General features: G+C 70.6%; 26 protein-coding genes. 22 read left to right on the top strand and 4 right to left on the bottom strand.

Annotated elements, in window-relative coordinates:
• Positions 1-54 precede the first annotated feature (54 nt).
• Positions 55-633, bottom strand: a complete 579-nt coding sequence (locus MUB56_RS18325; protein ID WP_244928448.1) for a class I SAM-dependent methyltransferase — start codon at positions 631-633, stop codon at positions 55-57.
• Positions 634-817: 184 nt separating this feature from the next.
• Between MUB56_RS18325 and MUB56_RS18320 the strand changes: the two genes are divergently transcribed.
• The 5 genes from MUB56_RS18320 (at position 818) to MUB56_RS18300 (ending at position 5,772) form a co-directional block, all read left to right on the top strand.
• Positions 818-1,657, top strand: a complete 840-nt coding sequence (locus MUB56_RS18320) for a hypothetical protein (RefSeq protein ID WP_244928447.1) — start codon at positions 818-820, stop codon at positions 1,655-1,657.
• A 29-nt stretch (positions 1,658-1,686) separates the two neighbouring features.
• Positions 1,687-2,790, top strand: coding sequence for a crosslink repair DNA glycosylase YcaQ family protein (locus tag MUB56_RS18315; RefSeq protein WP_244928446.1), 1,104 nt, complete (start codon positions 1,687-1,689; stop codon positions 2,788-2,790).
• 754 nt (positions 2,791-3,544) lie between these two features.
• Complete coding sequence (locus tag MUB56_RS18310; protein ID WP_244928445.1) at positions 3,545-4,828, top strand: HNH endonuclease signature motif containing protein; 1,284 nt, start codon at positions 3,545-3,547, stop codon at positions 4,826-4,828.
• Positions 4,829-4,960: 132 nt separating this feature from the next.
• Complete coding sequence (locus MUB56_RS18305; RefSeq protein WP_244928444.1) at positions 4,961-5,173, top strand: hypothetical protein; 213 nt, start codon at positions 4,961-4,963, stop codon at positions 5,171-5,173.
• Positions 5,174-5,223: 50 nt separating this feature from the next.
• Entirely contained in the window at positions 5,224-5,772 is a 549-nt protein-coding gene (locus MUB56_RS18300) for an HIT domain-containing protein (RefSeq protein ID WP_244928443.1), read from the top strand.
• A 3-nt stretch (positions 5,773-5,775) separates the two neighbouring features.
• Here MUB56_RS18300 and MUB56_RS18295 read toward each other — a convergent pair whose 3' ends face one another.
• Together MUB56_RS18295 and MUB56_RS18290 are read right to left on the bottom strand one after the other, a co-directional pair.
• Positions 5,776-6,912: a N(5)-(carboxyethyl)ornithine synthase gene (locus tag MUB56_RS18295; protein WP_244928442.1), complete on the bottom strand. Its 1,137-nt coding sequence runs from the start codon at positions 6,910-6,912 to the stop codon at positions 5,776-5,778.
• Between the two features lie 8 nt (positions 6,913-6,920).
• Complete coding sequence (locus MUB56_RS18290; RefSeq protein ID WP_244928441.1) at positions 6,921-7,058, bottom strand: hypothetical protein; 138 nt, start codon at positions 7,056-7,058, stop codon at positions 6,921-6,923.
• Positions 7,059-7,150: 92 nt separating this feature from the next.
• Between MUB56_RS18290 and MUB56_RS18285 the strand changes: the two genes are divergently transcribed.
• From MUB56_RS18285 to MUB56_RS18225, 13 genes are all read left to right on the top strand, one after another.
• Positions 7,151-7,906, top strand: coding sequence for an inositol monophosphatase family protein (locus MUB56_RS18285; RefSeq protein ID WP_244928440.1), 756 nt, complete (start codon positions 7,151-7,153; stop codon positions 7,904-7,906).
• Positions 7,907-7,918: 12 nt separating this feature from the next.
• Positions 7,919-8,545: a phosphatidylinositol phosphate synthase gene (gene pgsA / locus MUB56_RS18280; RefSeq protein ID WP_244928439.1), complete on the top strand. Its 627-nt coding sequence runs from the start codon at positions 7,919-7,921 to the stop codon at positions 8,543-8,545.
• A 48-nt stretch (positions 8,546-8,593) separates the two neighbouring features.
• A complete protein-coding gene (gene pdxS / locus MUB56_RS18275) occupies positions 8,594-9,514 on the top strand; it encodes a pyridoxal 5'-phosphate synthase lyase subunit PdxS (protein ID WP_244928438.1) in 921 nt (306 codons plus the stop codon).
• Positions 9,515-9,523: 9 nt separating this feature from the next.
• A complete protein-coding gene (gene pdxT, locus MUB56_RS18270; protein ID WP_244928437.1) occupies positions 9,524-10,102 on the top strand; it encodes a pyridoxal 5'-phosphate synthase glutaminase subunit PdxT in 579 nt (192 codons plus the stop codon).
• Between the two features lie 53 nt (positions 10,103-10,155).
• Positions 10,156-10,923: a YebC/PmpR family DNA-binding transcriptional regulator gene (locus MUB56_RS18265; protein ID WP_244928436.1), complete on the top strand. Its 768-nt coding sequence runs from the start codon at positions 10,156-10,158 to the stop codon at positions 10,921-10,923.
• A gap of 88 nt (positions 10,924-11,011) precedes the next feature.
• Positions 11,012-11,536, top strand: coding sequence for a crossover junction endodeoxyribonuclease RuvC (gene ruvC, locus MUB56_RS18260; RefSeq protein WP_244928435.1), 525 nt, complete (start codon positions 11,012-11,014; stop codon positions 11,534-11,536).
• 7 nt (positions 11,537-11,543) lie between these two features.
• Positions 11,544-12,146 (top strand): Holliday junction branch migration protein RuvA, encoded by a 603-nt coding sequence (gene ruvA, locus MUB56_RS18255; RefSeq protein ID WP_244928434.1) that lies wholly within the window; start codon positions 11,544-11,546, stop codon positions 12,144-12,146.
• A 3-nt stretch (positions 12,147-12,149) separates the two neighbouring features.
• The gene (gene ruvB, locus MUB56_RS18250) at positions 12,150-13,220 is read left to right on the top strand and encodes a Holliday junction branch migration DNA helicase RuvB (protein WP_244928433.1); all 1,071 of its coding nucleotides are present in this window, start codon (positions 12,150-12,152) and stop codon (positions 13,218-13,220) included.
• A 130-nt stretch (positions 13,221-13,350) separates the two neighbouring features.
• Positions 13,351-13,638 carry a preprotein translocase subunit YajC gene (yajC, locus tag MUB56_RS18245; protein ID WP_244928432.1) on the top strand — a complete coding sequence of 96 codons (288 nt, stop codon included), beginning with the start codon at positions 13,351-13,353 and terminating at the stop codon, positions 13,636-13,638.
• Between the two features lies 1 nt (position 13,639).
• Positions 13,640-15,418 (top strand): protein translocase subunit SecD, encoded by a 1,779-nt coding sequence (gene secD / locus MUB56_RS18240; RefSeq protein ID WP_244928431.1) that lies wholly within the window; start codon positions 13,640-13,642, stop codon positions 15,416-15,418.
• The gene (secF, locus tag MUB56_RS18235) at positions 15,418-16,653 is read left to right on the top strand and encodes a protein translocase subunit SecF (RefSeq protein ID WP_244928430.1); all 1,236 of its coding nucleotides are present in this window, start codon (positions 15,418-15,420) and stop codon (positions 16,651-16,653) included. The genes secD and secF overlap by 1 nt, the downstream gene beginning before the upstream one ends.
• Positions 16,650-17,210, top strand: a complete 561-nt coding sequence (locus MUB56_RS18230; RefSeq protein WP_244928429.1) for an adenine phosphoribosyltransferase — start codon at positions 16,650-16,652, stop codon at positions 17,208-17,210. The genes secF and MUB56_RS18230 overlap by 4 nt, the downstream gene beginning before the upstream one ends.
• Before the next feature lie 111 nt (positions 17,211-17,321).
• Entirely contained in the window at positions 17,322-19,553 is a 2,232-nt protein-coding gene (locus tag MUB56_RS18225) for a bifunctional (p)ppGpp synthetase/guanosine-3',5'-bis(diphosphate) 3'-pyrophosphohydrolase (protein ID WP_244932443.1), read from the top strand.
• A 243-nt stretch (positions 19,554-19,796) separates the two neighbouring features.
• On the opposite strand, the gene MUB56_RS18220 is transcribed toward MUB56_RS18225, so the two are convergent.
• Positions 19,797-21,026 carry a DUF349 domain-containing protein gene (locus tag MUB56_RS18220; RefSeq protein ID WP_244928428.1) on the bottom strand — a complete coding sequence of 410 codons (1,230 nt, stop codon included), beginning with the start codon at positions 21,024-21,026 and terminating at the stop codon, positions 19,797-19,799.
• Positions 21,027-21,172: 146 nt separating this feature from the next.
• Here MUB56_RS18220 and MUB56_RS18215 point away from each other — a divergent pair, with 146 nt between their 5' ends.
• The 4 genes from MUB56_RS18215 to MUB56_RS18200 all read left to right on the top strand — a co-directional run bounded on the left by MUB56_RS18215 (position 21,173) and on the right by MUB56_RS18200 (position 26,191).
• On the top strand, positions 21,173-21,883 hold the full coding sequence (locus MUB56_RS18215; RefSeq protein ID WP_244928427.1) for an MBL fold metallo-hydrolase: 711 nt from the start codon (positions 21,173-21,175) through the stop codon (positions 21,881-21,883).
• Position 21,884: 1 nt separating this feature from the next.
• A complete protein-coding gene (gene hisS / locus MUB56_RS18210; RefSeq protein ID WP_244928426.1) occupies positions 21,885-23,246 on the top strand; it encodes a histidine--tRNA ligase in 1,362 nt (453 codons plus the stop codon).
• Positions 23,243-25,015: an aspartate--tRNA ligase gene (gene aspS, locus MUB56_RS18205; protein WP_244928425.1), complete on the top strand. Its 1,773-nt coding sequence runs from the start codon at positions 23,243-23,245 to the stop codon at positions 25,013-25,015. Before hisS ends, aspS begins: the two co-directional genes overlap by 4 nt.
• Before the next feature lie 150 nt (positions 25,016-25,165).
• The gene (locus MUB56_RS18200; RefSeq protein WP_244928424.1) at positions 25,166-26,191 is read left to right on the top strand and encodes an ABC transporter permease; all 1,026 of its coding nucleotides are present in this window, start codon (positions 25,166-25,168) and stop codon (positions 26,189-26,191) included.
• The last annotated feature ends 71 nt before the right edge of the window (positions 26,192-26,262 follow it).

Below are 26,262 nucleotides of genomic sequence, written 5' to 3'. Positions count from 1 at the left end.
GCGAGGTGCGTGCTCTGGGTGCGCGAAGCGCACAAGAACTTCTGACCCGCGGCACTAGGTACGCGCCTCGTACCTCGCGACGCTCAGGCCACCGAGGACCCGCTCCTCGGTGAGCCTGAGCCAGTCGTGCTGCTCGAAGGTCTCGCGCTGGACGTCGCTGAGGTTGACGAAGGCGCACCGGAACGGCGCGCCGGCCCGGTCTGCCTCGATCTTCGCCAGCACCCGGTCCAGCACGAAGTGCTCGAACGGGTTGAACAGGTAGGCGCACGTGACGTCCGAGTAGTCGTACGTCACGGCATCGGCGACGACGACGTCCACGGGGGAGCGGGCGCCCCGCAGCCGCAGTACGTTTTCGGCGGCGACGGCCACGATCTCGGGACTGAGGTCGATCCCGATCACCCGGGCCAGCCGCCGGCGAGCGGCGAGGCAGATCACGCGGCCTTTGCCGCACCCGATGTCGACCAGCACGTCGTCGGGCCGCAGGTCGAGGTCGTCGAGCACGGCACTGACGATCGCGTAGTCGGCGGACGCGGCATGGCAGCCGTCGGGGATGTTGGTCTGGACGATCCCCTTCGTCTCGACGCGTAGGAGCGTGTCGTAGCCGAGGTTGCGCAGGCGTTCCCTGATCTGCATGCGTCGGAGGCTAAGCACGCACGTCGCGCCTCGTGGAGCGGATAACGTCGGGTTCATGAGAATTGGGGAAGGCCGTGCCGCTCTCCCGGGACTGTTTCTAGCGGTCGCTGTGCTCGGGGGTTGCAGTTCCGACTCGTCATCGGGCCCCGAGGCGGCTCCGTCGCCGGCCCGACCCACGTCCGTCGTGACCTCGCGCCAGGACGAGGCGTCCTCACGCGTGCGGGCGCTCGCCGAGCTGGCCGAGCAGCGGGCCGCCGTGATGCCTCCGGCGAGCGCGGCCCCGCCCGTCCGCCCGGCGGGCGTGCCGGTCCTGGGCGCCGACGCCAGCTGGCCCCAGTGCCCGAAGGGCATGGGCATCCCGGAGCGACCTACCCAGGGCTCGCCGATGCCGGTGCCGGAGGCGGAGTACGTCGTCCTCGGCCTCACCAACGGTCCCGGCTTCACCGAGAATCCCTGCCTGGCCGACCAGGTCGACTGGGTCCGCGAGCGCGGCCTGATGGCGGCGGCGTACGCCGTGGCGAGCCTGCCGTCCGCGGCCCAGGTCGAGGAGCACGGCGCCGACGGGCCGTACGACGGCGCGACAGACCTCGGCGCGCTGGCCAACACCGGCTACCAGCAGGGGCTGGCCAACGTCGCGACGATGCGCCGTGCCGGCCTCGGTTCGCCGATCGTGTGGGTCGACGTCGAGCCGGTGCCCGACTTCGACTGGGGGAGCGACACCGCCGTCAACGGCGCCGTCGTCGAGGGGGCGGTCCGGGCGTACGCCGACGCCGACTACGAGGTCGGCGTCTACTCCACCCCGCACCTGTGGACCCGGGTCGTCGGCGACCTCGCCCTCGGCCTCCCCGAGTGGCGTGCGGCCGGCCAGACCTCACGCGCGGAGGCGCTCGATCGCTGCGGCCCCGACTGGTCGATCCAGGGCGGCGCCCCGGTGCTCGGGCAGTGGGTCGAGGCCGGCCGCGACCAGAACGTCACCTGCCCCGGCATCGAGACCGACCTGGGTCGCTGGTTCCACCAGTACTGATCGCCGGCTGACGCGCGTACGGTCCTGTCGTGACCGAGGTGCACCAGCTGTCCCGCCAGGACGCCCGGCGGATCGCCGTCCAGGCGCAGCTGCTGGACGTGCCCCGCCCCTCGTCCCTGGCCGACGTGGTGTGCCACCTGACGTTCCTGCAGCTGGACCCGGCGGCCCCGATCGTCCCGAGTGCCGACCTGGTGCTGTGGAGTCGACTCGGGTCGTCGTACCGCCCCGGCGAGCTGCAGGAGGCACTGGAGGACCTGACGCTCATCGACCACCACGGACTGGCGCGACCGGCCGCGGACCTCGCGCTGTTCCGGGCCGAGATGGCTGCCTGGCCGGGGACGGGCGAGCTGAAGGACTGGGAGGAGCGCAACCGCGACTGGGTCGCCGCCAACGACGGCTGCCGCCGCGACCTCCTGGAGCTGCTGCGCCAGGACGGCCCGCTGCGCCTGCGCGACCTGCCCGACACCTGCGAGGTCCCGTGGCGCTCCAGCGGCTGGAACGACCACAGGAGCGTCAAGATGCTCGTCGCCTTCATGGTCGAGCTCGGTGAGGTCGCCCGCGCGGGACGGGAGGGCAAGGAGCCGCGCTGGGACCTCGCCTCGCGGATCTACCCGGACGACCCGGTCCCCTCCGTGGCGGATGCGCTGGCCGAGCGCGACCGGCGCCGGCTCGCCGCACTCGGCATCGCCCGGGCGAAGGCGCCGGCCCACCCGGTCGAGCCGAACGGCGTCGGTCCCGCCGGCGAACCGGCGGTGGTGGCCGGGGTGAAGGGGGAGTGGCGGGTCGATCCGGCCTACCTGGGGCGTCCATTCACCGGGCGGTGCGCCCTGCTCTCGCCGCTGGACCGGCTGGTGATCGACCGCCGTCGTACGACCGAGCTCCTGGAGTTCGACTACCAGCTGGAGATGTTCAAGCCCGCTGCGAAGCGTCGGTGGGGCTACTGGGCGCTCCCGATCCTGTACGGCGACCGCCTCGTCGGGAAGCTCGACGCCACCGCCGAGCGAGAGGAGGGCGTGCTCCGCGTCGACGCCGTCCACGAGGACGAGCCGTTCCCCGTGGACGTGCGAGCTGCGGTCGACGCCGAGATCGAGTCCCTCGCGGCCTGGCTCGGACTGGAGGTCTTCCGCCCGTGACGCGGCTGCCGGTGGTTGAGCAGGTCGCGCTAGCGACCGTGTCGAAACCCGGTGAGTCGAAGTACGGCGGTGGGTTGCGGCGGTGGGTCGTGGTCTGCGTTCGGCGCCAGGCCGATTCAAAGACTCAGTGAGTTAAGTAGGTCGCCGTGGGCGGCACTCGTCGTACCTGGTCGCGGCTGCTGGTCGGATCCCGGTCACGTCGGGTCGACCGTCGTGGGCACCGCTGTAACCCTGGTCAGGGGCCGACCCCCGGTGGTTGAGCAGGTCGCGCTAGCGACCGTGTCGAAACCCGGTGAGTCGAAGTACGGCGGTGGGTTGCGGCGGTGGGTCGTGGTCTGCGTTCGGCGCCAGGCCGATTCAAAGACTCAGTGAGTTAAGTAGGTCGCCGTGGGCGGCACTCGTCGTACCTGGTCGCGGCTGCTGGTCGGATCCCGGTCACGTCGGGTCGACCGTCGTGGGCACCGCTGTAACCCTGGTCAGGGGCCGACCCCCGGTGGTTGAGCAGGTCGCGCTAGCGACCGTGTCGAAACCCGGTGAGTCGAAGTACGGCGGTGGGTTGCGGCGGTGGGTCGTGGTCTGCGTTCGGCGCCAGGCCGATTCAAAGACTCAGTGAGTTAAGTAGGTCGCCGTGGGCGGCACTCGTCGTACCTGGTCGCGGCTGCTGGTCGGCTCACTGTTGGCTCGGGTCGACCGTTGTGGTCACCGCTGTGAAGGAACAACCCGGACTGTCGGTGGCCTCGAATACATTACTGGTATGGCCAACGGTGAGGTTCACGACTGCGACGACGCATCCGCGTTGCTCGCGTTCGTGCGCTCCGAACGGCAGGCCGAGGCCCAGGCCTCGGCGAACCTGCTGGCGTCCGCAGTGGCCTGGGCGGCGATGCATTCGACCGAGTCTCTCGATGAGGCGGCGAGCCTGGTCCCGGGCAGTCAGGAGCGGGTCGCGATCGCCGGCGAGGGTGCTCCGTTGGTGGCGGAGTTCTCGGTGTTGGAGTTCGCTGCCGCGCTGGGCCTGTCGACCGATGCTGGGCGGATCTACCTCGGGGATGCGGTCGAGCTGGCGCACCGGTTGCCGAGGATCTACGGCCGGGTCCAGGCGTTGGATCTGCCGGTGTGGAAGGCGCGGCGGATCGCGAAGTCCACCGCCGACCTCCCCATGCAGGGTGCGGCCTATGTGGACGCTCATCTGGCCCCGGTGGCGCACAAGGTCTCGATCGCGCAGCTCGACCGGACGGTCGAGGAGGCGCGGGTGACGTACGACCCGGCTGAGGCGAAGGCTCGGTGGGAGGCGGCGTTCGAGAAGCGGCACTTCGACATCGAGTCCCAGCAGGTCTCCTTCGACGGCACCGTCGACGTCCACGGCACCCTGGATCTGGCCGACGCCCTCGACCTGGAGGACGCCGTCGCCCGCCGCGCCCGCGAGCTCGGCCAGCTCGGCCTGGACGTGCCGGTCGACATCCGCCGCTCGATCGCGGTCGGTGACCTGGCCCGTCGGCAGCTGTCGTTGGAGTTGAACGCCGGGGAGCCCGACGACCGGCAGCGGAAGCGGCCGCGGCAGGTGGTCCTGCACGTGCACCTCTCCGAAGCCGCGCTCGCCGGGGCCGGGAGCGACCTGCACCTGGCTCGGGTCGAGGAGACCCGGTCCTTCGTGTCGGCCGAGCAGGTCAAGACGTGGTGTGGGAACTCCGACACCCAGGTCGTGCTCAAGCCGGTCATCGACCTGGCCGGGCACGTCCACATCGATGCCTACGAGACCCCGGACCGGCTCCGCGAACGCCAGGTGCTGCTGCAGCACTCGTGTGTGTTCCCGTGGTGTCGCAAGCCGGCCCGGCGTTGCGACTGCGACCACATCGACCCCGCCGCCCGCGGCGGACCCACCTGCGACTGCAACATCGCCCCGCTCTGCCGCCGACATCACCGGGCCAAGACCCACACCAGGTGGCGCTACGACAAGCTCGACGACACCACCTTCGCGTGGCAATCGCCCAACGGTCTGGCCTTCAAACGCGACCACACCGGCACCACTGAGCTCACCTGACCGACCCGAAGCCTCAGCCCTGACGGCCACGCGCCCCAGGGCTGCGGGCGCGCCCCGAGGCTGGGCAATGTCCGGTTGGCCGAGCGCGCCCAGACTGCGATCGGGTCCGGGTCGCCGACTAGGGTGGGCCGCATGAGTCGGACCAGAAGCACGTCCAGCCTCGGGCTCCTGCTGATGTCGGGGGCGCTCTTCGCGGTGTGCTTCTACGTGCTCGTCAGCCTGCTGGACGTGGCCTTCGGGGACGACCTGACGACGGCGCTGAAGTCCAACGTCGACAACGCGATCGTGGTCGCGACCGTGTGGATGATCGCGATGTGGTTCCTGCGCCGCAGTCGCGCCGCCTGACACACGTCACCCGGCGCGAGCACCGACGGCCCGACCCCTAGGGTTGTCCCATGAGTCAGCCCGACGAGCCGCTGCACCAGGACGGCATCGGTGACCAAGACGAGCTCGACCGGCTGTGGACGCCGCATCGGATGGCCTACATCCGCGGCGAGAACAAGCCCACCGATGCGTCGTCGGGGGAGTGCCCGTTCTGCCGGGTCCCGAAGCTGAGCGACGAGGACGGTCTGGTCGTGCACCGCGGCGCGCTGGCGTTCGTGGTGCTGAACCTCTACCCCTACGCGCCCGGGCACCTGATGGTCTGCCCCTACCGCCACGTCGCCGACTACACGGAGACCACCGACGAGGAGGCCGGCGAGATCGCCGACCTCACCCGGACGGCGATGCGGGTGGTCCGTGCGGTGTCCGGGGCCGGCGGGTTCAACATCGGCATGAACCAGGGTCACATCGCCGGCGCGGGCATCGCCGCGCACCTGCACCAGCACGTCGTACCGCGCTGGCCCGGTGACCAGAACTTCATGCCGATCATCGGCCGCACCAAGACCCTCCCCGAGCTGCTCGGCGAGACCCGTCAGCTGTTCGCCGACGCCTGGCCCGGCTGATCCTCACACCAGCACGTGCGGGTGCTCCTCCGCCCGTCCCTGGAAGGCCAGGATCGCCGGGTTGGCCACATGTCCGTCGCGCACCTCGATGGCCCGGCGGATCGTCTCGTCCTCGTCCCACGCCGACGGACCGGACAGCACCGTGCGCAGGAACGGCAGCAGGGCATGGCTGTTGTCCCAGGTCGCGGAGCTCCACAGGTACGACGGGCTGTGGTCGACGGCGTAGTAGGTGACGTGGTCGCCCACCTCGAACGTCGGCGCGTCGAAGCTGGTCGGTCGGGCCCAGCTGAAGCCCATCGCCTCGTCGCACGACACGTCGACGATGACGCTGCCCCGTGCGAAGGCCGGCAGGTCGGCCTCGGTCAGGTAGGTCAGTGGCTGGAGCGGGTCCTGGAGGGTGCAGTTGACGACGATGTCGTTCTCGGCGAGGTACGCCGGGAGCGGCTCCCGGCCGCGCTCGGTGATCACGTCGATGGTGCCGTCCGGGGCGGGGTCCAGGTGCCGGATCCGGACCGAGTGGATCGGGGAGCCGACCGCGGCCACGCCGCGGGTCGTCAGCACGGCGACCTCGTGCACCCCGTGGGCGTTGAGCGCGGTGACCGCGCCCCGGGCGGTCGCACCGAACCCGATGACGACCGCGGTGAGCCTGCGGCCGTAGTCGCCGGTGATGCCCGCGAGCTCCATCGCCTGCAGGACCGAGCAGTAGCCCGCCAGCTCGTTGTTCTTGTGGAAGACGTGCAGGCCGACGCCGCCGTCTCGGGTCCAGTGGTTCATCGACTCGAAGGCGATCAGCGTCAGTCGACGGTCGATGGCGGCCTGGGTCAGGGCCGTGTCCTGGACGCAGTGCGGCCAGCCCCACAGGACCTGACCGGGGCTCAGCGCCTCGACGTCGGCGAGCTGGGGCTTGGGCAGCAGCACCACGTCGGCGGTGGCGAGCAGGTCCGCCCGCGGCACGACCCCGGCGACCAGGGTCGCGAGCTCGGCGTCGTCGTACCCGAAGCGGGTGCCGTAGCCCGACTCGATGGTGATCTGCGCCCGGAGCTCGGGGTCGAGTTGAGCAAGATGCGCGGGGTGCAGGGGGAGCCGGTGCTCGTTCTCCTTCGCGGAGGTGCCGACCACCCCCAAGGTGAGGAGCGGCACCGGGCTGCTCAGCGCTTCTTCCCGGTCAGCTTCTCCATCGAGCTGTCAGAGTCTCCAGCCGCCTTCGCGCGCTTCTCGCCGCGCTTCTCCTTGATGGACTTGGCGGTCTTCTTGGTCATTCCCTGGCGCGGCGACTTGTCGCTCATGGTGGGACTCTCTGAGAGGAAGCCTGAGTGGCTCCGTCCTGTGACACTACGGGGTCCGGACGCGTTCCCCGCACCGCTAGCCTGATCGGACCATGGACGACGCCGAGCTTGCCGCCCACCTGGTCCGCGACGCGGGCCGCCTCGCCCACCTGATGCGGCAGCAGGGCCTGGCCGCCGAGCAGAAGACGTCGGTCTCCGACGTCGTCACCGCCGCCGATCATGCGGCCGAGGAGCTGGTTGTCGCCCGGCTGCGCGCCGAGCGCCCTGACGACTCGATCCTCGGCGAGGAGGGTGCCAGCCACGCCGGCAGCAGCGGTCGCACCTGGGTGATCGACCCCGTCGACGGCACCTACAACTTCGTCGCCGGCCTCGACTGGTGGTGCTCGGCGCTGGCGCTCACCGACGGTGGGGACCTGGTCCTCGGCGCGGCGCACCACCCCGCGACCGGCACGACGTACGTCGGTGGCCCCGATCTCTGGCCCACAGCCGACGGCGTACCGCTGGAACCGCTCAGGGACCGCCCGCTGGCCGAGTCGTGCCTGACGACGTACCTCCACCCGCCGTTCTACGGCGACGAGGTGGGGCGGGCGTTCGGTCGGATGGCCAACGGGGCCGCTACCGTGCGGATGCTCGGCTCCGGGACCATGGACGCGATGGCGGTCGCCCAGGGTCGGCTGCACGTGCTCTGCCAGCACTCCGTCCCGCCGTGGGACGAGCTGCCGGGCGCCGCGATCATCCGCGGGGCGGGCGGCGGCACCCGCCGCGTGCGGGCCGCCGGCGTCGACTGGTACGTCGCCGGGGCGCCCACCGCCGTCGCCGAAGTCTGCGAAGCGCTCGCGGACCGATAGCCTGATCCAGTCATGATGGAACGTTTCCGCGCCTTCTGGACGAAGGTCATCTCGCCGATCGCCCACCTGCTCATCCGGCTGGGGGTCAGCGCCGACGTCGTCACCCTCGTCGGCACGGTCGGCCTCAGCGCCGGTGCCCTGATCTTCTTCCCCCAGGGGATGCTGCTGACCGGCGTGCTGGTCGCCACCGCCTTCGTCTTCAGCGACCTGATCGACGGCTACATGGCCCGGTCGCAGGGCAAGAGCAGCAAGTTCGGGGCGTTCCTCGACTCCACGCTCGACCGGATCGGCGACGGCGCGATCTTCATCGGCCTCTCGCTCTACTTCGCCGGTCCCGGCGACAGCACCCTCTATCTGGTCCTGTGCCTGGTCTGCCTGCTGATGGGCGCGGTCACCTCCTACGCCCGGGCCAAGGCCGAGGGTCTGGGCTACACCGCCAAGGTCGGGATCGCGGAGCGGGCCGACCGGCTGGTCGCGATCCTGGTGATGACCGGGCTCAGTGCGATCTTCGACCTGCCGATCCTGCTGCACGTCGTGCTGTGGGCGCTCGCCGTCGCCAGCACGATCACCGTCATCCAGCGGGTCTGGGTGGTTCGCCGTCAGGCCCTGGCCGAGGTCGCTGCCGGACCCGTCTCGTAAGCACCGCGCTCAGTCGTCGGTGTCCTCGATCCGCCGTACGATCCGGGTATGGCTGAACGCACCCCTGACGACTCGTTCGACACCTCCGAGACCACCGGCACCTCGCGCGTGAAGCGCGGCATGGCCGAGATGCTCAAGGGCGGGGTGATCATGGACGTGGTCACGGCCGAGCAGGCCAAGATCGCCGAGGACGCCGGCGCGGTCGCCGTGATGGCGCTGGAGCGGGTGCCGGCCGACATCCGGGCCCAGGGCGGGGTGTCGCGGATGAGTGACCCCGACATGATCGAGTCGATCATCGCCGCCGTCTCGATCCCGGTGATGGCCAAGGCCCGGATCGGTCACTTCGCCGAGGCGCAGGTGCTGCAGAGCCTCGGGGTCGACTACATCGACGAGTCCGAGGTGCTGACCCCGGCCGACTACGCCAACCACATCGACAAGTGGGCCTACACGGTGCCGTTCGTGTGCGGGGCGACCAACCTGGGCGAGGCGCTGCGCCGGCTCACCGAGGGCGCGGCGATGATCCGCTCCAAGGGCGAGGCCGGCACCGGCGACGTGTCCAACGCGGTGACCCACATGCGCACCATCCGCCGCGAGATCCGTCGGCTCGGCGCGCTGGAGGCCGACGAGCTGTACGTCGCGGCCAAGGAGCTGCAGGCGCCGTACGACCTGGTCAAGGAGGTCGCCGAGAAGGGCAAGCTCCCCGTGGTGCTGTTCACCGCCGGCGGGATCGCGACCCCGGCCGACGCCGCGATGATGATGCAGCTCGGTGCGGAGGGCGTCTTCGTCGGCTCCGGCATCTTCAAGTCCGGCAACCCGGCCCAGCGGGCCGAGGCGATCGTGAAGGCCACGACCTTCTTCGACGACCCCGACGTGGTCGCCAAGGTCTCCCGCGGCCTGGGCGAGGCGATGGTCGGGATCAACGTCGACGAGATCCCGCAGCCGCACCGGCTCTCCGAGCGCGGCTGGTAGTCCCCGTCGATGACCCCGACCGTCGGCGTGCTCGCCCTCCAGGGCGACGTCCGCGAGCACCTCGTGGCGTTGGCCTCGCTCGACGTGCAGGCCATCGCCGTACGACGCCCCGGGGAGCTCGACGCCTGCGACGGCCTGGTGATCCCCGGCGGGGAGTCGACGACGATGGCCAAGCTGGCGCGGATCTTCGACCTGCTCGACCCGCTGCGGAAGCGGGTCGCCGCGGGGCTGCCGGTCTTCGGCACCTGCGCGGGGATGATCATGCTCGCCGACCGGGTCCTCGACGGCGCCGCGGGACAGGAGACGGTCGGCGGGCTCGACATCACCGTCCGGCGCAACGCCTTCGGTCGTCAGGTCGACTCCTTCGAGGGGCCGCTCGACGTGGCCGGTCTCGACGGGCCGGTGCACGGGGTGTTCATCCGGGCGCCCTGGGTCGAGCAGGTCGGCCCCGAGGCGGAGGTGCTCGCGACCGTCGAGGGCCACCCGGTCGCGGTCCGACAGGGTCGGCTGCTGGCGACCTCCTTCCACCCCGAGGTGGGCTCCGACGTACGGCTGCACGGGATGTTCACCGAGCTGGTCCGAGGCTGACCGGTAGCATCGTCGGTCGAGCAGCGACACCGCAGAGACAAGAAGAGGGACGCATGTCCGGACACTCCAAATGGGCGACGACGAAGCACAAGAAGGCCGTCGTCGACGCCAAGCGCAGCAAGATGAACACCAAGCTGATCAAGAACATCGAGGTCGCGGCCCGGATGGGTGGCGGTGACCCCGCTGGCAACCCCACGCTCTTCGACGCCATCCAGAAGGCCAAGAAGTCCTCGGTCACCAAGGACAACATCGACCGCGCGGTGCAGCGCGGCTCCGGTGCGGAGACCGGCGGCGCGGACTACCAGACGATCATGTACGAGGGCTACGGCCCGGCGGGTGTGGCGATGCTCATCGAGTGCCTCACCGACAACAAGAACCGGGCCGCCATGGAGGTCCGCACCGCCATGAACCGCAACGGCGGCTCGCTCGCCGACCCCGGTTCGGTGTCGTTCCTGTTCAACCGCAAGGGTGTCGTGGTCGTGCCGGCCGAGCAGGACGGCAAGAGCGTCAGTGAGGACGACGTCCTGGAGGCCACGCTCGAGGCGGGTGCCGACGACGTCAACGACCTCGGCGAGGCGTTCGAGGTGGTCTCCGAGCCGACCGACCTGGTCTCGGTCCGCACCGCGCTGCAGGCAGCCGGCATCGACTACGACTCGGCCGAGGCGTCGTTCGTCCCGGACAACAAGATCGAGCTCGACGCCGAGGCCGCGCCCAAGGTGTTCCGGCTCATCGACGTGCTCGAGGACCTCGACGACGTGCAGAACGTCTACGCCAACCTCGACGTCTCCGACGAGGTCATGGAGCAGCTGCAGGAGGCCTGACCCCGGCGCAGGCGTGTCGCGCCGTCGTACGACGGGGTCCGCGGGCTAGCGTTGCCTCCGAACACCTGTTCGGACGGAAGGCGACGCGATGCGAGTGCTCGGGATCGACCCCGGCCTGACCCGCTGCGGCATGGGCGTGGTCGACGGCTCGGTCGGCCGGCCGCTCACCCTGGTCGACGTCAACGTGCTGCGGACCTCGGCCGACGTGGCGGTGGCGCACCGGCTGGTGACCATCGAGAAGGGCGTCGACGCCTGGCTCGACGAGTTCGAGCCGGACGCGGTCGCGGTCGAGCGGGTGTTCGCGCGCTCCGACGTCAGCACGGTGATGGGCACCGCCCAGGCCAGCGGCATCGCCATGGTCTGCGCGGCCCGCCGCGGCCTGCCGATCGCGCTGCACACCCCGAGTGAGGTCAAGGCCGCAGTCTCCGGCAACGGTCGGGCCACCAAGGCCCAGGTCGGCGCGATGGTGACCCGGATCCTGCGGCTCGACGCGCCGCCGAAGCCCGCCGACGCCGCCGACGCGCTGGCGCTGGCCATCACCCACATCTGGCGCGGAGGCGCCCAGGCCCGTATCGACGCGGCGGTCGCCGCAGCGAGGAGTCCAAGAAGGTGACCAGAGCGTGATCGCGTTCGTCCGCGGCGAGGTTGCCGCGCTGACCCTGTCCAGCGCCGTGCTCGAGGTCGGGGGGGTGGGTCTGGAGCTGATGTGCACTCCCGGCACGCTCGCCACGCTGCGCACCGGGTCGCGGGCGACCCTGGCCGCCTCGATGGTGGTCCGCGAGGACTCGCTGACCCTCTTCGGCTTCGTCGACGAGGACGAGAAGCTGACCTTCGAGCTCGTCCAGACCGCTTCGGGGGTCGGCCCCAAGGTCGCCCAGGCCATGGTCGCGGTGCTCAGCCCCGACGACCTGCGCCGGGCCATCGCAAGCGAGGACGTGAAGGCGCTGACCAAGGTGCCCGGCATCGGCCAGAAGGGTGCCCAGCGGATCATCCTCGAGCTCAAGGACCGCATCGGCCCGCCCGTCGGCGGTGCCGCAGGCGTCCGTCCCGCGGTCGGCGAGCCCTGGCGCGACCAGGTCCAGCAGGGTCTGGTGGGGCTCGGCTGGTCGACCAAGGACGCCGAGAAGGCCATCGACGCCGTGGCACCCGCGGCCGGCTCGACCACCGAGGTGGACGTGGCCGCGCTGCTTCGTGCTGCGCTGCGCTCGCTGAGCAGGGCGTAGTCCGTGCCCTTCCACGAGGACGAGCTGGAGGTCGCCGAGACCGGACACCTGCGTTCGCTGACCGCCGCCGAGGCCGAGGGCGACGAGCGGGCGGTCGAGGCCGCGCTCCGGCCCAAGACGCTCGACGAGGTCGTCGGTCAGGCGCGGGTCCGCGAGCAGCTCGGCCTGGTCCTGGAGGCCGCGCGCCGGCGGGGGCGGGCCCCCGACCACGTCCTGCTCTCGGGACCCCCCGGCCTCGGCAAGACCACCCTGGCGATGATCATCGCCGCCGAGATGGCGACGCCGCTGCGGCTGACCAGCGGGCCGGCGATCACCCACGCCGGTGACCTGGCGGCGATCCTGTCGGGCATGAATGAGGGCGACGTGCTCTTCGTCGACGAGATCCACCGGATGTCGCGGCCGGCCGAGGAGATGCTCTACATGGCGATGGAGGACTTCCGGGTCGACGTCATCATCGGCAAGGGCCCCGGCGCCACCGCGATCCCGCTGGAGATCCCGCCGTTCACCCTCGTCGGGGCGACCACCCGGGCCGGCCTGCTTCCCGGGCCGCTGCGGGACCGGTTCGGGTTCACCGGCCACCTGGAGTTCTACGAGCCGCACGAGCTCGACCTGATCGTGCACCGCTCGGCCGGTCTGCTCGGCGTCGAGCTGCGCGCCGACGGTGCCGCCGAGATCGCCAGCCGCTCCCGCGGCACGCCGCGGATCGCCAACCGCCTGCTGCGCCGGGTCCGCGACTATGCGCAGGTCCGCGCCGACGGCGTCGTCACGCTCGAGGTCTCCGAGGCCGCGCTCGACCTGTACGAGGTCGACCAGCTGGGTCTGGATCGTCTAGACCGGGCGGTCATCGACGTCTTGTGCCGCCGGTTCGGCGGCGGGCCGGTCGGGGTCTCGACCCTGGCGGTGGCCGTGGGGGAGGAGCGGGAGACCGTCGAGGAGGTCGCCGAGCCGTTCCTGGTGCGGCTCGGGTTCCTCGCCCGCACCCCGCGCGGCCGGATCGCGACGCCTGCGGCGTGGACCCACCTCGGCCTGACGCCGCCGACGGCGACGGCCGACAGCAGCCTGTTCGACGACTGACGCGCAGGCGCTCGCCGCTCCGTGGCGCCGCAATGCGCCCCTCGCGGGCGGCCCCCGTTATGCTTGCGCGTCGGTCAGCCCGCCCGTCGTGAGGCTGGGCGACCCCCATCATCGCTCGAGAGGTTCCGTCGTGGAGTTCGCCGGCTTGCTGCCGATCGTTGCCATCGCGCTGTTGTTCTGGCTGCTCATCATCCGGCCGGCCAGCAGGCGCCAGCGGGAACTTCGCACCATGCAGGGTTCGTTGTCAGTCGGGGACGAGGTCATGTTGACCTCGGGTGTCTTCGCGCACGTCGCGGAGATCGCTGACGACCACCTCCGGGTCGAGATCGCCGAAGGGGTGACCATCAAGGTCGCCCGCGGCGCGGTCGGCTCGATCATCCAGCAGCCGCTCGTCGACGACGAGCCCGAGGAGATCTGACATGGCACGCTCGTCCGCCGCCCGCGCGGGGCGCACCCTGGTGGTGTTCTTCCTGGGCATGGCGATCCTCTACGGCCTGGTTGCGATCGCCGGCAGCTGGAAGCCCGCCCTGGGTCTCGACCTCGAGGGCGGTGCCCGGATCACCCTGCAAGCCCAGGGGAGTCCCGACGAGGACAGCCTCGAAGAGGCGCGCAAGATCATCGACCAGCGCGTCAACGGCTCCGGTGTCGCCGAAGCGGACGTCACCGTCCAGGGCGGCCGGTTCGTCGTGGTCGAGGTCCCCGGCGACGTCGAGAACCGGCGCCAGCTGGAGGAGACGGTCAAGCGCCAGGCGCAGCTGCGGTTCCGCCTGGTGGCCTGCTCCGACAGCGACGGCCGCTGCGCCGCCGGTGCTGCCGGCGCCCCTGGTGACGGCTCGGTCCTCGAGCCCGGCGCCGTGGACCCGGGCGCGGTCGTCCCGCCCGCCGACGGCGGCGCCGAGCCGCCCGCGGGCAGCAACCGCCCGCCGGTCGGCTTCGCCCAGGCCGACGAGACCCCCGCCCCGTCCGACGAGCCCGCTCCTGCGGACCCCGCCGCGACGCCTGCCGAGGCTCCGGAGGGCTCCACGCCGGCCGACCCGTCGGCCTCCGCGCCGCCGACCCCCCAGGTCGTCGAGTACGACGGCCCGAAGGCCGGCGAGACCGAGGAGCTCCTGGCGTGGCAGAACAGCCCCGACCAGGCCTCCATCGACGCGTTCAACGCCTTCACCTGTCCCACCGACGGCACGCCGGCCACGCTGGTCGACGACCCCGAGCGGCCGATCGTCTCGTGTGAGTTCAACGAGGAGGCGGGCGCCTCGGAGAAGATGCTGCTCTCCGCCGCCGTCGTCGAGGGCACCGACCTGAAGGACGCCAGCTACGGCACCCCGCAGCAGGGCACCGGCTGGGTCGTGACCCTGTCGATCGGCGGCGCCGGCGAGAACGCCTTCGAGAAGGTCTCCCGGGCGCTGCTCCCGACGGAGCAGCGTTTCGCCATCGTGCTGGACGGCCAGGTGGTCACCGCCCTCGGCTTCGACGGTGTGATCCCCAACGGCGAGGCGCAGATCTCAGGTGACTTCACCGAGGCCGAGGCGGACAGCCTCGCCACCAGCCTCCGGTTCGGTGCGCTGCCGATCGCCTTCGACCGCGACGTGACGGTCGAGGACATCGGCCCGTCGCTCGCCGGCGACCAGCTCAGCGCTGGTATGTGGGCGGGCGCCATCGGACTCGGCCTGGTGATGATCTACTGCCTGCTCTACTACCGCGGCCTGGGTCTCGTGGTGTTCGGCTCGCTCGCCGTGGCCGCCGGGATCAGCTACGCGCTGGTCCTGCTGCTCAGCGAGACCGCCGGCTTCACCCTGACCCTGCCCGGCATCGCCGGGTTCATCATCGCGGTCGGTGTCACCGCCGACTCCTTCATCCTCTTCTTCGAACGCATCCGAGACGAGATGCGCGAGGGCAAGTCGATGCGGGTCGCGGTGGAGACCGGCTGGAAGCGGGCCAAGGTCACCCGGCTCGCGGCCAACGTGGTCTCGCTGCTCTCGGCAGCGGTGCTGTACATCTTCGCCACCGGCGTGGTGAAGGGCTTCGGCTTCGCGCTGGGCCTCTCCACGCTGATCGACCTCGCGGTGCTCTTCTGGTTCACCAAGCCGCTGGTCTCGTACCTCGCACGGTTCCGGTTCTTCAACGGTGGTGGGAAGTTGTCCGGTCTGAGCAAGGAAACGCTCGGCATGGACGCGGCCCCGGCAGGAGGCAAGGCCTGATGGGCAAGTTCTCGCGCTACGGAAATGATCTCTACGGCGGCACCCGGTCGTTCGACTTCGTCGGTCGACGAGGGCTGTGGTACTCCATCACGGCGGTCGTCGTGCTGGCTGCGCTCGCCGTCATCTTCGTCAAGGGGATGAACTTCGGAGTCGAGTTCACCGGCGGCACCCAGGTCCGCGCGTCGATGCCGGCCGCGGAGGTAACCCAGGACAACGCCGACGCGATCCGCGATGTGATCGCGGACGAGGGCCTCGAGGACGTCGACTCGCCGACGGTCACCACCGAGGGCACCTCGGCCATCGTGGTCGAGGTCGGCGAGGTCTCCGACGAGACCAGCGACCGGATCGGCGAGCTGATCCAGGAGACGGTCCCGGAGACCACGGACCTGTCCCAGACCGAGATCGGCGCGAGCTGGGGCCGCGAGGTCGCCCAGCAGGCGCTCACCGGTGTCGCCGTCTTCCTCGTCCTGGTCATGCTCTTCATCTGGGGCTACTTCCGTGAGTGGAAGATGTCCATCGCTGCGATGATCGCGCTCATCCACGACATCGTCATCACGATCGGCATCTACGCACTCTCCGGATTCCCGGTCACCCCGTCGGCCGTCACCGGCCTGCTCGCCATCCTGGGCTTCTCGCTCTACGACACCGTCGTGGTCTTCGACAAGATCCGGGAGAACACCCACGAGCTGCGCAAGTCCGGCCAGACGTACGGCGAGGCCGCCAACCTGGCCGTCAACCAGACCCTGGTCCGCTCGATCAACACCGGCATCGTGGCGCTGATCCCGATCGGCGCGATCCTCTACGTCAGCGCCGTACAGCTCGGTGCGAGCTCGCTGCAGGACCTCGCGCTGGCGCAGTTCGTCGGCATGGCCGTCGGCATCTACTCCTCGGTGCTGCTCGCCCCGCGCGTCCTGGTGCACCTCAAGGGCCGCGAGTCGGCGATCCAGCTCTCCGACAAGCGCGCCCGGTCGCGGGCCAAGGCCAACGCCGACCGCTACGCCTCGGTCCCGGCGTTCGTCGAGGACATGCCGGTGCAGGACGAGCCCGACCTGGAGCTCGAGGACGGCCTGGACGACGACGCTCCGGTGACCCGCCCGACCGCGCCCTCCCGCGTCGACGAGGCGAGCGGCCGCGGCCGCGTCGTACCTCCCGCCAAGGGTGAGGTGCGTGCCAGCGGGGCTTCGGGTCGGGTCCAGCCGACCCGGCAGACCAGGTCCAAGCGCGGCCTGAAGTGACGGCCGGCTCGGGGACCGCGGCCGACGTCGCGCGGGCGGCGCTCGAGCGCCTGGTGCTCGACGTCCCCGACTTCCCCGAGCCCGGTGTCGTCTTCAAGGACATCACCCCGGTCCTCGCCGACCACGACGCGCTGACGGCGGTCGTGGCGGCGCTCGCCGACGTCGGCCGGCGTGACGGCGAGACGGTGGTCGACAAGGTCGTGGGCATGGAGGCGCGCGGCTTCATCCTGGCCGCGCCGGTCGCGCTCGCGCTTGGCGCAGGCTTCGTCCCGGTGCGCAAGGCCGGGAAGCTGCCGCGCGAGACCCACGCCGTGTCGTACTCCCTGGAGTACGCCGACGCGACCCTCGAGCTGCACCGTGACGCGATCCTCCCGGGCGACCGGGTCCTGCTGATCGACGACGTGCTGGCGACCGGGGGCACCGCGCGGGCGACCCGTGAGCTGGTCGAGCGGTGCGGTGGCACCGTCACCGGCTTCGCCGTCCTGATGGAGCTCTCCTTCCTCCCAGGACGTGAGACGGTCGGCGACCTGCCGGTCACCAGCCTGATCACCGTCTGAAGCGCCGCGTAGGCTGTTCGTGTGACCGAGGAACGCACCGCCCCGCCCGGGCGGACCGGTCCGCCCCCTCGCCCGGCCGAGCGTTCCGACGCCACTCCGCCCGGCCGCAGCATGCGGGCCCGGCTCGCCCGGATGGGCACCCGCAGCCAGCCCGGGAACCCGGTCCTGGAGCCGCTCTTCCGCTCGGTGCGGGCCAACCACCCGAAGGCCGATCTGGCGCTGATCGAGCGCGCCTACCTGACGGCCGAGAAGATGCACGGCTCGCAGATGCGCAAGAGCGGTGACCCGTACATCACCCACCCGCTCGCGGTCACCACGATCCTCGCCGACATCGGGATGACGGAGCCGACGCTGGTCGCGTCGCTGCTGCACGACACGGTCGAGGACACGCCGTACACCCTCGAGCAGGTGCGCGCCGACTTCGGCGAGGAGGTCGCCCGCCTCGTCGACGGTGTGACCAAGCTCGACAAGGTCCGGTACGGCGAGACGGCCGAGGCCGAGACGATCCGCAAGATGATCGTCGCGATGTCGCGCGACATCCGGGTCCTGGTCATCAAGCTCGCCGATCGTCTCCACAACATGCGGACCCTGCGCTACGTGAAGCAGGAGACGCAGGAGCGCAAGGCCCGCGAGACCCTCGACATCTACGCTCCGCTGGCCCACCGGCTCGGCATGAACACCCTCAAGTGGGAGCTCGAGGACCTCGCGTTCGCGACCCTGCACCCCAAGATCTACGACGAGATCGTGCGGATGGTCGCCGAACGGGCCCCGTCGCGCGACCAGTTCCTCGCCGAGGTCATCGCCCAGGTCGACAACGACCTGCGCGAGGCCAAGATCAAGTGCAAGGTCACCGGCCGGCCGAAGCACTACTACTCCATCTACCAGAAGATGATCGTCGGCGGCCGCGAGTTCTCCGACATCTACGACCTGGTCGGCATCCGGATCCTCGTCGACGACGACCGCGACTGCTACAGCGTCCTCGGCGTGCTCCACTCGCGCTGGAACCCTGTCCTCGGGCGGTTCAAGGACTACGTCGCGATGCCGAAGTTCAACATGTACCAGTCGCTGCACACGACGGTGATCGGCCCGCAGGGCAAGCCCGTCGAGCTGCAGATCCGGACCTTCGCCATGCACCGCCGCGCCGAGTACGGCGTCGCCGCGCACTGGAAGTACAAGGAGGACGGCCGCACCGGGGTCGACACCGACCGCCAGGGCGACATGGACGACATGACCTGGGTCCGCCAGCTGCTCGACTGGCAGAGCGAGGTCGAGGATCCGGGCGAGTTCCTGGAGTCCCTGCGCTTCGAGATCAACCGCGCCGAGACTTACGTGTTCACCCCGCGCGGCGACGTGATCGCGCTGCCCGCGGGGGCCACGCCGGTCGACTTCGCCTACGCCGTGCACACCGAGGTCGGCCACCGCACGATCGGCGCCCGCGTCAACGGTCGCCTGGTCCCGCTGGAGTCGATGCTGGAGAACGGCGACGTCGTCGAGGTCTTCACCTCCAAGTCGCCGACGGCTGCGCCCTCGCGCGACTGGCTGACCTTCGTGAAGTCCCAGCGGGCCCGCTCCAAGATCCGCCAGTGGTTCACCAAGGAGCGCCGCGAGGAGGCCATCGAGCAGGGCAAGGAACAGATCGCCCGGCTGATGCGCAAGGAGGGGCTGCCCCTCAAGCGGCTGATGTCGCACGAGTCGCTGACCCTCGCGGCCCGCCACTTCCACCACGCGGACGTCTCGGCGATGTACGCCGCGGTCGGCGAGGGCAACCTGTCCGCGCAGGCCGTCGTACGTCGGGTGATCGACGAGCACGGCGGGAGCGACAGCGCCCAGGAGGACCTCTCCGAGGCCGTCACCATCACCGGTCGACGCGGCCGGGCGAAGACCGGCTCGGCCGGCGACGCCGGGGTGGTCGTCAAGGGCGCGCCGGACGTCTGGGTCAAGCTCGCCAAGTGCTGTACCCCGGTGCCTCCCGACCAGATTCTCGGCTTCGTCACCAAGGGCGGCGGGGTTTCGGTGCACCGCCTGGACTGCACCAACGCCGTCGACCTGAAGACCCAGCCCGAGAAGCTGCTCGAGGTCGAGTGGGCGCCCACCGGTCAGTCGACGTTCCTGGTCAACATCCAGGTCGAGGCGCTCGACCGGGCCCGGCTGCTCTCCGACATCACCATGGTGCTCTCGGACGCGCACGTGAACATCCTCAGCGCCAACCTCTCGACCACCCGCGACCGGGTCGCGAAGAGCCGGTTCACCTTCGAGATGGCCGAGGCCAAGCACCTCGACAACGTGCTACGCGCCGTACGCGGCGTGCCGGGCGTCTTCGACGCCTACCGCGTGACGCAGTAGCCGCTCGTTCGTTGGTCGAGTAGGCGGTCGCGACCGAGCCTGCGAGGGCGCGAACGACGTATCGAGACCCATCTGCCTTCGGAAGCAGCCAGGTCTCGATACGCCCGCTCGTTCCTCGCGGGCTACTCGACCGGCGACGGAAGCAGACGGGTCTCGATACGCTCGGCGCGACTTCGTTCCTCAGTCGCGGCGGGCTACTCGACCACCGACACTTCACGGGCTGCGCTCCGCTTGCCCGAGAAGTCAGCCGGAGAAGTCCTCGGACGCGCGCTTGGCCATCTCTAGGAAGGAACGACGGGACTCGAGGTTCTCCTCCAGCTCGCGCACCTTCTTCTCGTTGCCGGCGGTCCGGGCCTTCTCGAGGTCGGCCTCGACCTTGGCGATCGCCTGCTCGAGCTTGGTGACCATGTCGTCGGCGCGGGCGGACTTCTCGGGGTCGGACTTGCGCCAGGCGTCCTCCTCGACCTCGCGGATGGCCTGCTCGACCTTGCGGATCCGGCCCTCCAGCTCCTTCATCCGGTCGCGGGGGACCTTGCCCGCGGCGTCCCAGCGGTCGGCGAGGTCGCGGAAGGCGCGCTTGGCGGCCTCGACGTCCTCGATCGGCAGCAGCGCCTCGGCCTCGACGAGCAGGGCCTCCTTGACGTCGGCGTTCGCGGCGAACTCCTGGTCGAGGGCGGCGTTGGTGGCGTCGCGGGCGCCGAAGAACGCGTCCTGGGCGCCTCGGAACCGCTTCCACAGGGCGTCGTCGACGTCCTTGGGTGCGGGACCGGCGGCCTTCCACTGCTTCATCAGGTCGCGGTAGCGGCCGGCGGTCGGGCCCCACTCGGTGGACTCCGCCAGGGACTCGGCCTCCGCGGCGAGCCGCTCCTTGACCGCACGGGCGCCCTCACGCTGCTCGTTGAGCTCGGCGAAGTGCGTCTTGCGGTGTCGGGTGTACGCCGTACGCGCGGTCGAGAACCGCCGCCACAGGGCGTCGTCGGAGGATCGGTCGATGCGGGGGAGCGCCTTCCACTGCTCGAGCAGGTCGCGCAGCTTGTTGGCGCCGTGGCGCCAGTCGGTGCCCTCCGCGATCTTCTCGGCCTGGGCGACCAGGTCCTCCTTGGCCGCCTTGGCCTCGGCGGAGCGCTGGGCCCGCTCCTCGCGGCGCGCCTCGCGCTGCCGGGCGATGATCGGGCCGAGGGCGTCGAGTCGGCCGGCGAGCGAGATCAGGTCGCCGACGGCGTTCGCGTCGACCACCTGGGCCTTCACCGTCTTGACCGACTCGGTGGCCTCCTCGGGGGAGAGCACCCCGGAGTTGATCCGTTGCTCGAGCAGCTCGACCTCGAAGGCGAGGGCGGCGTAGCGCTCGGTGAAGAAGGCGAGCGCCTCGTCGGGAGTCCCCTCTGGGTACTGCCCGACCGAACGCTCCCCGTCGGCGGTACGGACGTAGACGGTGCCGTCGTCGTCGACGCGGCCCCACTCATGGCTCGTCACTTGCTGATCCCTCTTCGCATCTTCGGGTCGCTCGCGGGCGGTACGTGCAGGCGCCCACTCTAGCCACGGCCGGGCGCGGGCGAGTGCGGGAATCTCCGCCCGGAACCGGTGCGACACCGCGGCGACCCGCTCGGTAGTGTGGCCGGGTGTTGATCGCCGGCTTCCCCGCGGGTCCCTGGGGCACGAACTGCTACGTCGTCGCCACCGGCGCCGGGAGCGAGTGCGTGGTCATCGACCCCGGCAAGGACGCCGCCGAGGGCGTCGCGCAGGTCGTCGCCGAGCACCGCCTCAAGCCGGTCTCCGTGCTGGTCACCCACGGCCACGTCGACCACATGTGGTGCGTGGCCCCCGTCGCCGGCACGTACGACGCCACGGCGTGGATCCACCCCAGCGACCGGCACCTGCTCTCCGACCCGATGGCGGGCATGTCCCGCGAGACCACCCAGATGATGCTGGGCGGTGACTACCAGTGGGCCGAGCCCGACGACGTCCGCGAGCTGAGCGACGTCCAGGAGCTCGAGCTGGCCGGCCTGCGGTTCGTCGTCGACCACACCCCGGGCCATACCGAGGGGTCGGTCACCTTCCGCACGCCGTACGCCCAGCAGGAGGTCAGCGAGGTCATGTTCTCCGGCGACCTGCTCTTCGCGGGCTCGATCGGGCGCACGGACCTGCCGGGCGGTGACCACGCCACGATGCTGCGCAGTCTCACCAACAAGGTGCTGCCGCTCGCCGACGACATCGTGGTCCTCCCCGGTCACGGTGAGCAGACGTCCATCGGTCGCGAGCGAGCGACCAACCCCTACCTGCTCGACCTCCTCGACCGAGGCGATGCAGGTCGAGTCACTCGAGGTCTCTGAGTTGAGCAAGCCCACCCCGCTGAGCGGGTTCCCCGAGCTGCTGCCCGAACAGCGGTTCGTCGAGCAGCAGGTCATCGACACGCTGCGTCGTACCTTCGAGCTGCACGGGTTCGCGGGCATCGAGACCCGCGCCGTCGAGCCGCTCGACCAGCTGTTGCGCAAGGGCGACACCTCCAAGGAGGTCTACCTGCTGCGCCGGCTGCACGAGGAGTCGGCCGAGGGCCACGCCGGCCTCGGCCTGCACTTCGACCTGACGGTGCCCTTCGCCCGCTACGTGCTGGAGAACGCCGGCAAGCTGGAGTTCCCGTTCCGGCGCTACCAGATCCAGAAGGTCTGGCGCGGCGAACGGCCCCAGGAGGGCCGCTACCGCGAGTTCACCCAGGCCGACATCGACATCGTCGGTCGCGACGTGCTGCCGTTCCACCACGACGTCGAGGTCACCCGCGTGATGGTGGACGCGCTCAGTCGGCTCGCCTTCCTGCCGGGCTTCCGGCTCCAGGTCAACAACCGCAAGCTGATCCAGGGCTTCTACGCCGGCCTCGGCATCGCGAGCGGCGATGCGACCGACGAGGTCATGCGCGTGGTCGACAAGCTCGACAAGCTGCCGGTCGAGCGGGTCCGCTCGATGCTCGTCGACGAGGTCGGCCTCGACGGCGCCACCGCCGACCGGGTGCTCTCGCTGGCCACCATCCGGGCCGCCGACGACTCCTTCGTCGCGGCCGTGCGGGCGCTCGGGGTCGAGCACGAGCTGCTCGACGAGGGGCTCGCGGAGCTCGCCGAGCTCGTCACCGCCTGCGCCCCGCTGGTCACCGACCGGGTGCGCGTGGAGGCCGACCTGTCGATCGCCCGCGGCCTGGACTACTACACGGGCACGGTCTTCGAGACCCGGCTCGACGGCTACGAGTCCCTGGGCTCGATCTGCTCCGGGGGCCGGTACGACGCCCTCGCCTCGGACGGGCGTACGACGTACCCCGGCGTCGGTATCTCGCTCGGCCTCAGCCGGGTGCTGGTCACGCTGGCGACCCGCACCGGGCTCGCGGCCGACCGCAAGGTCCCCAGCGCCGTGCTCGTCGCGGTCACGGACGAGGAGTCGCGGTCCGTCAGCGACGGCGTGGCCACCGCGCTGCGTTCGCAGGGCGTGCCGTGCGAGGTCGCCGCCTCGGCGCAGAAGTTCGGCAAGCAGATCCGCTACGCGGAGCGTCGCGGCATCCCGTTCGTCTGGTTCGTGCAGGACGACGGGACCCATCAGGTCAAGGACATCCGATCGGGGGACCAGGTGGCCGCGGACCCGGCCTCCTGGACCCCACCCACCGCCGACCTGCGACCCCACGTCGCGGCGGCGAACCCAGAGGAGCAGCAGTGATCCGCACCCACGACGCAGGCACCCTTCGTGCCGAGCACGTCGGCCAGACCGTCACCCTCGCCGGCTGGGTGGCCAACCGGCGTGACCACGGCGGCGTGGCCTTCATCGACCTGCGCGAGGCCAGCGGCATCGTCCAGGTCGTCATCCGCGACGAGGCGGTGGCCCACCACCTGCGCGCGGAGTACTGCCTGAAGGTCACCGGCGAGGTGACCGCGCGCAAGGACGGCAACGAGAACCCCAACCTCGCGACCGGCGCGATCGAGGTCGTGGCCACCGACGTCGAGGTGCTCAGCGCCGCGGCACCGCTGCCGTTCCCGATCAGCGACCACGTGGACGTGGGGGAGGAGGCGCGGCTCCGGCACCGCTACCTCGACCTGCGCCGCTCGGGGCCCAACCAGGCGCTGCGGCTTCGCAGCAAGGTCAACAGGGCCGCACGCGACGTGCTCGACCGCCACGACTTCGTCGAGATCGAGACGCCCACCCTGACCCGCAGCACCCCCGAGGGCGCGCGGGACTTCCTGGTGCCCGCCCGCCTGCAGCCCGGCAGCTGGTACGCCCTCCCGCAGAGCCCGCAGCTGTTCAAGCAGCTGCTCATGGTCGCGGGCATGGAGCGTTACTTCCAGATCGCGCGCTGCTACCGCGACGAGGACTTCCGGGCCGACCGGCAGCCGGAGTTCACCCAGCTCGACATCGAGATGAGCTTCGTCGAGCAGGACGACGTGATCGCCGTCGCCGAGGAGATCCTCACGGCGCTGTGGAAGCTCGTCGGGTACGACGTACCCACCCCGCTGCCGCGGATGACCTACGCCGAGTCGATGGCCCGCTACGGCTCCGACAAGCCCGACCTGCGGATGGGCCAGGAGCTCGTCGACTGCACCGACTACTTCAAGGACACCCCGTTCCGGGTCTTCCAGGCGCCGTACGTCGGCGCCGTGGTGATGCCCGGGGGAGCGAGCCAGCCCCGCAAGCAGCTCGACGCCTGGCAGGAGTGGGCCAAGCAGCGCGGGGCGCGCGGCCTGGCGTACGTCCTGGTCCAGGAGGACGGCGAGCTCACCGGCCCGGTGGCCAAGAACATCACCGACGAGGAGAAGGCCGGACTGGCCGCCCACGTCGGCGCCGCGCCCGGTGACTGCGTCTTCTTCGGCGCCGGCCTGCCCAAGCCCAGCCGGGCGCTCCTGGGCGCCGCGCGCCTGGAGATCGGCCGCCGCTGCGGCCTGATCGACGAGTCCGCCTGGAGCTTCCTCTGGGTCGTCGACGCGCCGCTCTTCGAGCCCGCGGACGACGCGACCGCGGCCGGTGACGTCGCGGTCGGCAGTGGTGCGTGGACGGCCGTCCACCACGCCTTCACCAGCCCCCAGGAGCTGGAGGGCTTCGACAGCGACCCCGGCAACGCGATCGCCTGGGCCTACGACATCGTCTGCAACGGCAACGAGATCGGCGGCGGGTCGATCCGTATCCACCAGGAGGACGTGCAGAAGCGCGTCTTCGAGGTGATGGGCATCGCCGAGGACGAGGCTCAGGAGAAGTTCGGCTTCCTCCTCGACGCGTTCAAGTACGGCGCGCCGCCGCACGGCGGCATCGCCTTCGGCTGGGACCGGATCGTCGCTCTGCTGGCTGGAACGGACTCGATCCGCGACGTCATCGCGTTCCCGAAGTCCGGTGGCGGCTTCGACCCGCTGACGGCCGCCCCTGCGCCGATCACCCCCCAGCAGCGCAAGGAGGCCGGGGTCGACGCCGTCCCGGCGAAGGAAGTCCCGGCAGAGAACTGATCGACCGGACGGGTCAGGTCCACCTGTCGAGACCAGATCGTTACTCGCGGGTGATCGCTGAGTCCGGTCCTGGTCACATAGAGTCGCGGGCGGCGCGCTCCCGGGGTGCGCCGCCGAAGCGATTCGGCACCACGACCTGATGGGGAGAGCATGTCGCTGCCGCCGGTTTCCGCCGAGACGCTCGGACACCTGAGCGACGAGGCCCCCGAGGTGCAGAACGACGGGTCGGGTCGAGGTCCGGTCAAGAGCCAGTCCCCGCTGCGGATCGCGCTGAACCGGCTTCGTCACGACAAGCTGGCGATGATCTGCCTGGCGATCGTGCTGGTGTTCGTGTTCATCGCGATCTTCGCGGGCCAGATCGCGAAGGCCTTCGGGGTCGAGACCGGTCCCGGCAACCCCGCGAAGCAGCTGGACTACCTCAACGGCGGCATGCCGTTCAAGGGCCCGCCCAACGGCGCCTTCGACCCGAACCACCCGTTCGGCATTGCGCCGAAGACGGCCGAGGACAACCTCGCGGTCTGGCTCTACGGCTGCCGCACCTCGCTGATGGTCGCCACGATCTCCACGATCGTCGCCGGCCTGCTCGGCATCGTGCTGGGCTTGCTGGCGGGCTTCGTCGGCGGCCGGGTCGACAAGGTCATCTCGTTCTTCACCGACGCGTTCCTGACGCTGCCGTACGTCCTGATCGGCCTGATCATCGCCCCGATCCTCAACGAGCGCTTCGCGCTGAAGCCGGACGTCTACGCCCAGATGCAGGTCGTCTCGCTGGTGATCATCCTGGCCGGCTTCGGCTGGATGTCGATGGCGCGCCTGGTACGCGGCGAGGTGCTCTCGCTGCGCGAGCGCGAGTTCGTCCAGTCCGCCGAGGTGATCGGGATGCCCACGCACCGGATCATGTTCCGCGAGCTGCTGCCCAACCTGGTCGCCCCGATCGTGGTGGCGATCTCGCTGATGCTGCCGGCGTTCATCGCCGCCGAGGCCGCGCTGGCGTTCCTCGGGGTTGGCATCACCCAGGGTGAGTCCTGGGGCCAGACGATCGGGCAGGCCACCGCCTACTTCGAGCTGTACCCGCAGTTCCTGTGGCAGCCGCTGCTCGGCATCGTGGTGCTCGTGGTCACCCTCAACCTGCTCGGCGACGCGATCCGCGACGCGGTGGACCCCAAGACCCGACGCTGACGGGTCCAGGTCCCACTCCCTAGATGTGGTCGCGAGCTTCGGGTTCGTGGCACGGATGAAGAGGAAGGCAA

Source organism: Nocardioides sp. W7, from assembly GCF_022919075.1.
In the GTDB taxonomy this organism is placed as follows: domain Bacteria; phylum Actinomycetota; class Actinomycetes; order Propionibacteriales; family Nocardioidaceae; genus Nocardioides.
Note: the sequence above shows the minus strand (reverse complement) of the source record. Positions and strands in the feature narration are given on the sequence as shown.

Coding starts and splice junctions, on each gene's coding strand:
- MUB56_RS18265 (WP_244928436.1), top strand. CDS start 10,156: ATGTCCGGACACTCCAAATGGGCGACGACGAAGCACAAGAAGGCCGTC.
- MUB56_RS18285 (WP_244928440.1), top strand. CDS start 7,151: ATGGACGACGCCGAGCTTGCCGCCCACCTGGTCCGCGACGCGGGCCGC.
- MUB56_RS18300 (WP_244928443.1), top strand. CDS start 5,224: ATGAGTCAGCCCGACGAGCCGCTGCACCAGGACGGCATCGGTGACCAA.
- MUB56_RS18200 (WP_244928424.1), top strand. CDS start 25,166: ATGTCGCTGCCGCCGGTTTCCGCCGAGACGCTCGGACACCTGAGCGAC.
- pgsA (WP_244928439.1), top strand. CDS start 7,919: ATGATGGAACGTTTCCGCGCCTTCTGGACGAAGGTCATCTCGCCGATC.
- MUB56_RS18325 (WP_244928448.1), bottom strand. CDS start 633: ATGCAGATCAGGGAACGCCTGCGCAACCTCGGCTACGACACGCTCCTA.
- secF (WP_244928430.1), top strand. CDS start 15,418: ATGGGCAAGTTCTCGCGCTACGGAAATGATCTCTACGGCGGCACCCGG.
- ruvC (WP_244928435.1), top strand. CDS start 11,012: ATGCGAGTGCTCGGGATCGACCCCGGCCTGACCCGCTGCGGCATGGGC.
- MUB56_RS18310 (WP_244928445.1), top strand. CDS start 3,545: ATGGCCAACGGTGAGGTTCACGACTGCGACGACGCATCCGCGTTGCTC.
- secD (WP_244928431.1), top strand. CDS start 13,640: ATGGCACGCTCGTCCGCCGCCCGCGCGGGGCGCACCCTGGTGGTGTTC.
- MUB56_RS18290 (WP_244928441.1), bottom strand. CDS start 7,058: ATGAGCGACAAGTCGCCGCGCCAGGGAATGACCAAGAAGACCGCCAAG.
- pdxS (WP_244928438.1), top strand. CDS start 8,594: ATGGCTGAACGCACCCCTGACGACTCGTTCGACACCTCCGAGACCACC.
- MUB56_RS18225 (WP_244932443.1), top strand. CDS start 17,322: ATGCGGGCCCGGCTCGCCCGGATGGGCACCCGCAGCCAGCCCGGGAAC.
- MUB56_RS18305 (WP_244928444.1), top strand. CDS start 4,961: ATGAGTCGGACCAGAAGCACGTCCAGCCTCGGGCTCCTGCTGATGTCG.
- pdxT (WP_244928437.1), top strand. CDS start 9,524: ATGACCCCGACCGTCGGCGTGCTCGCCCTCCAGGGCGACGTCCGCGAG.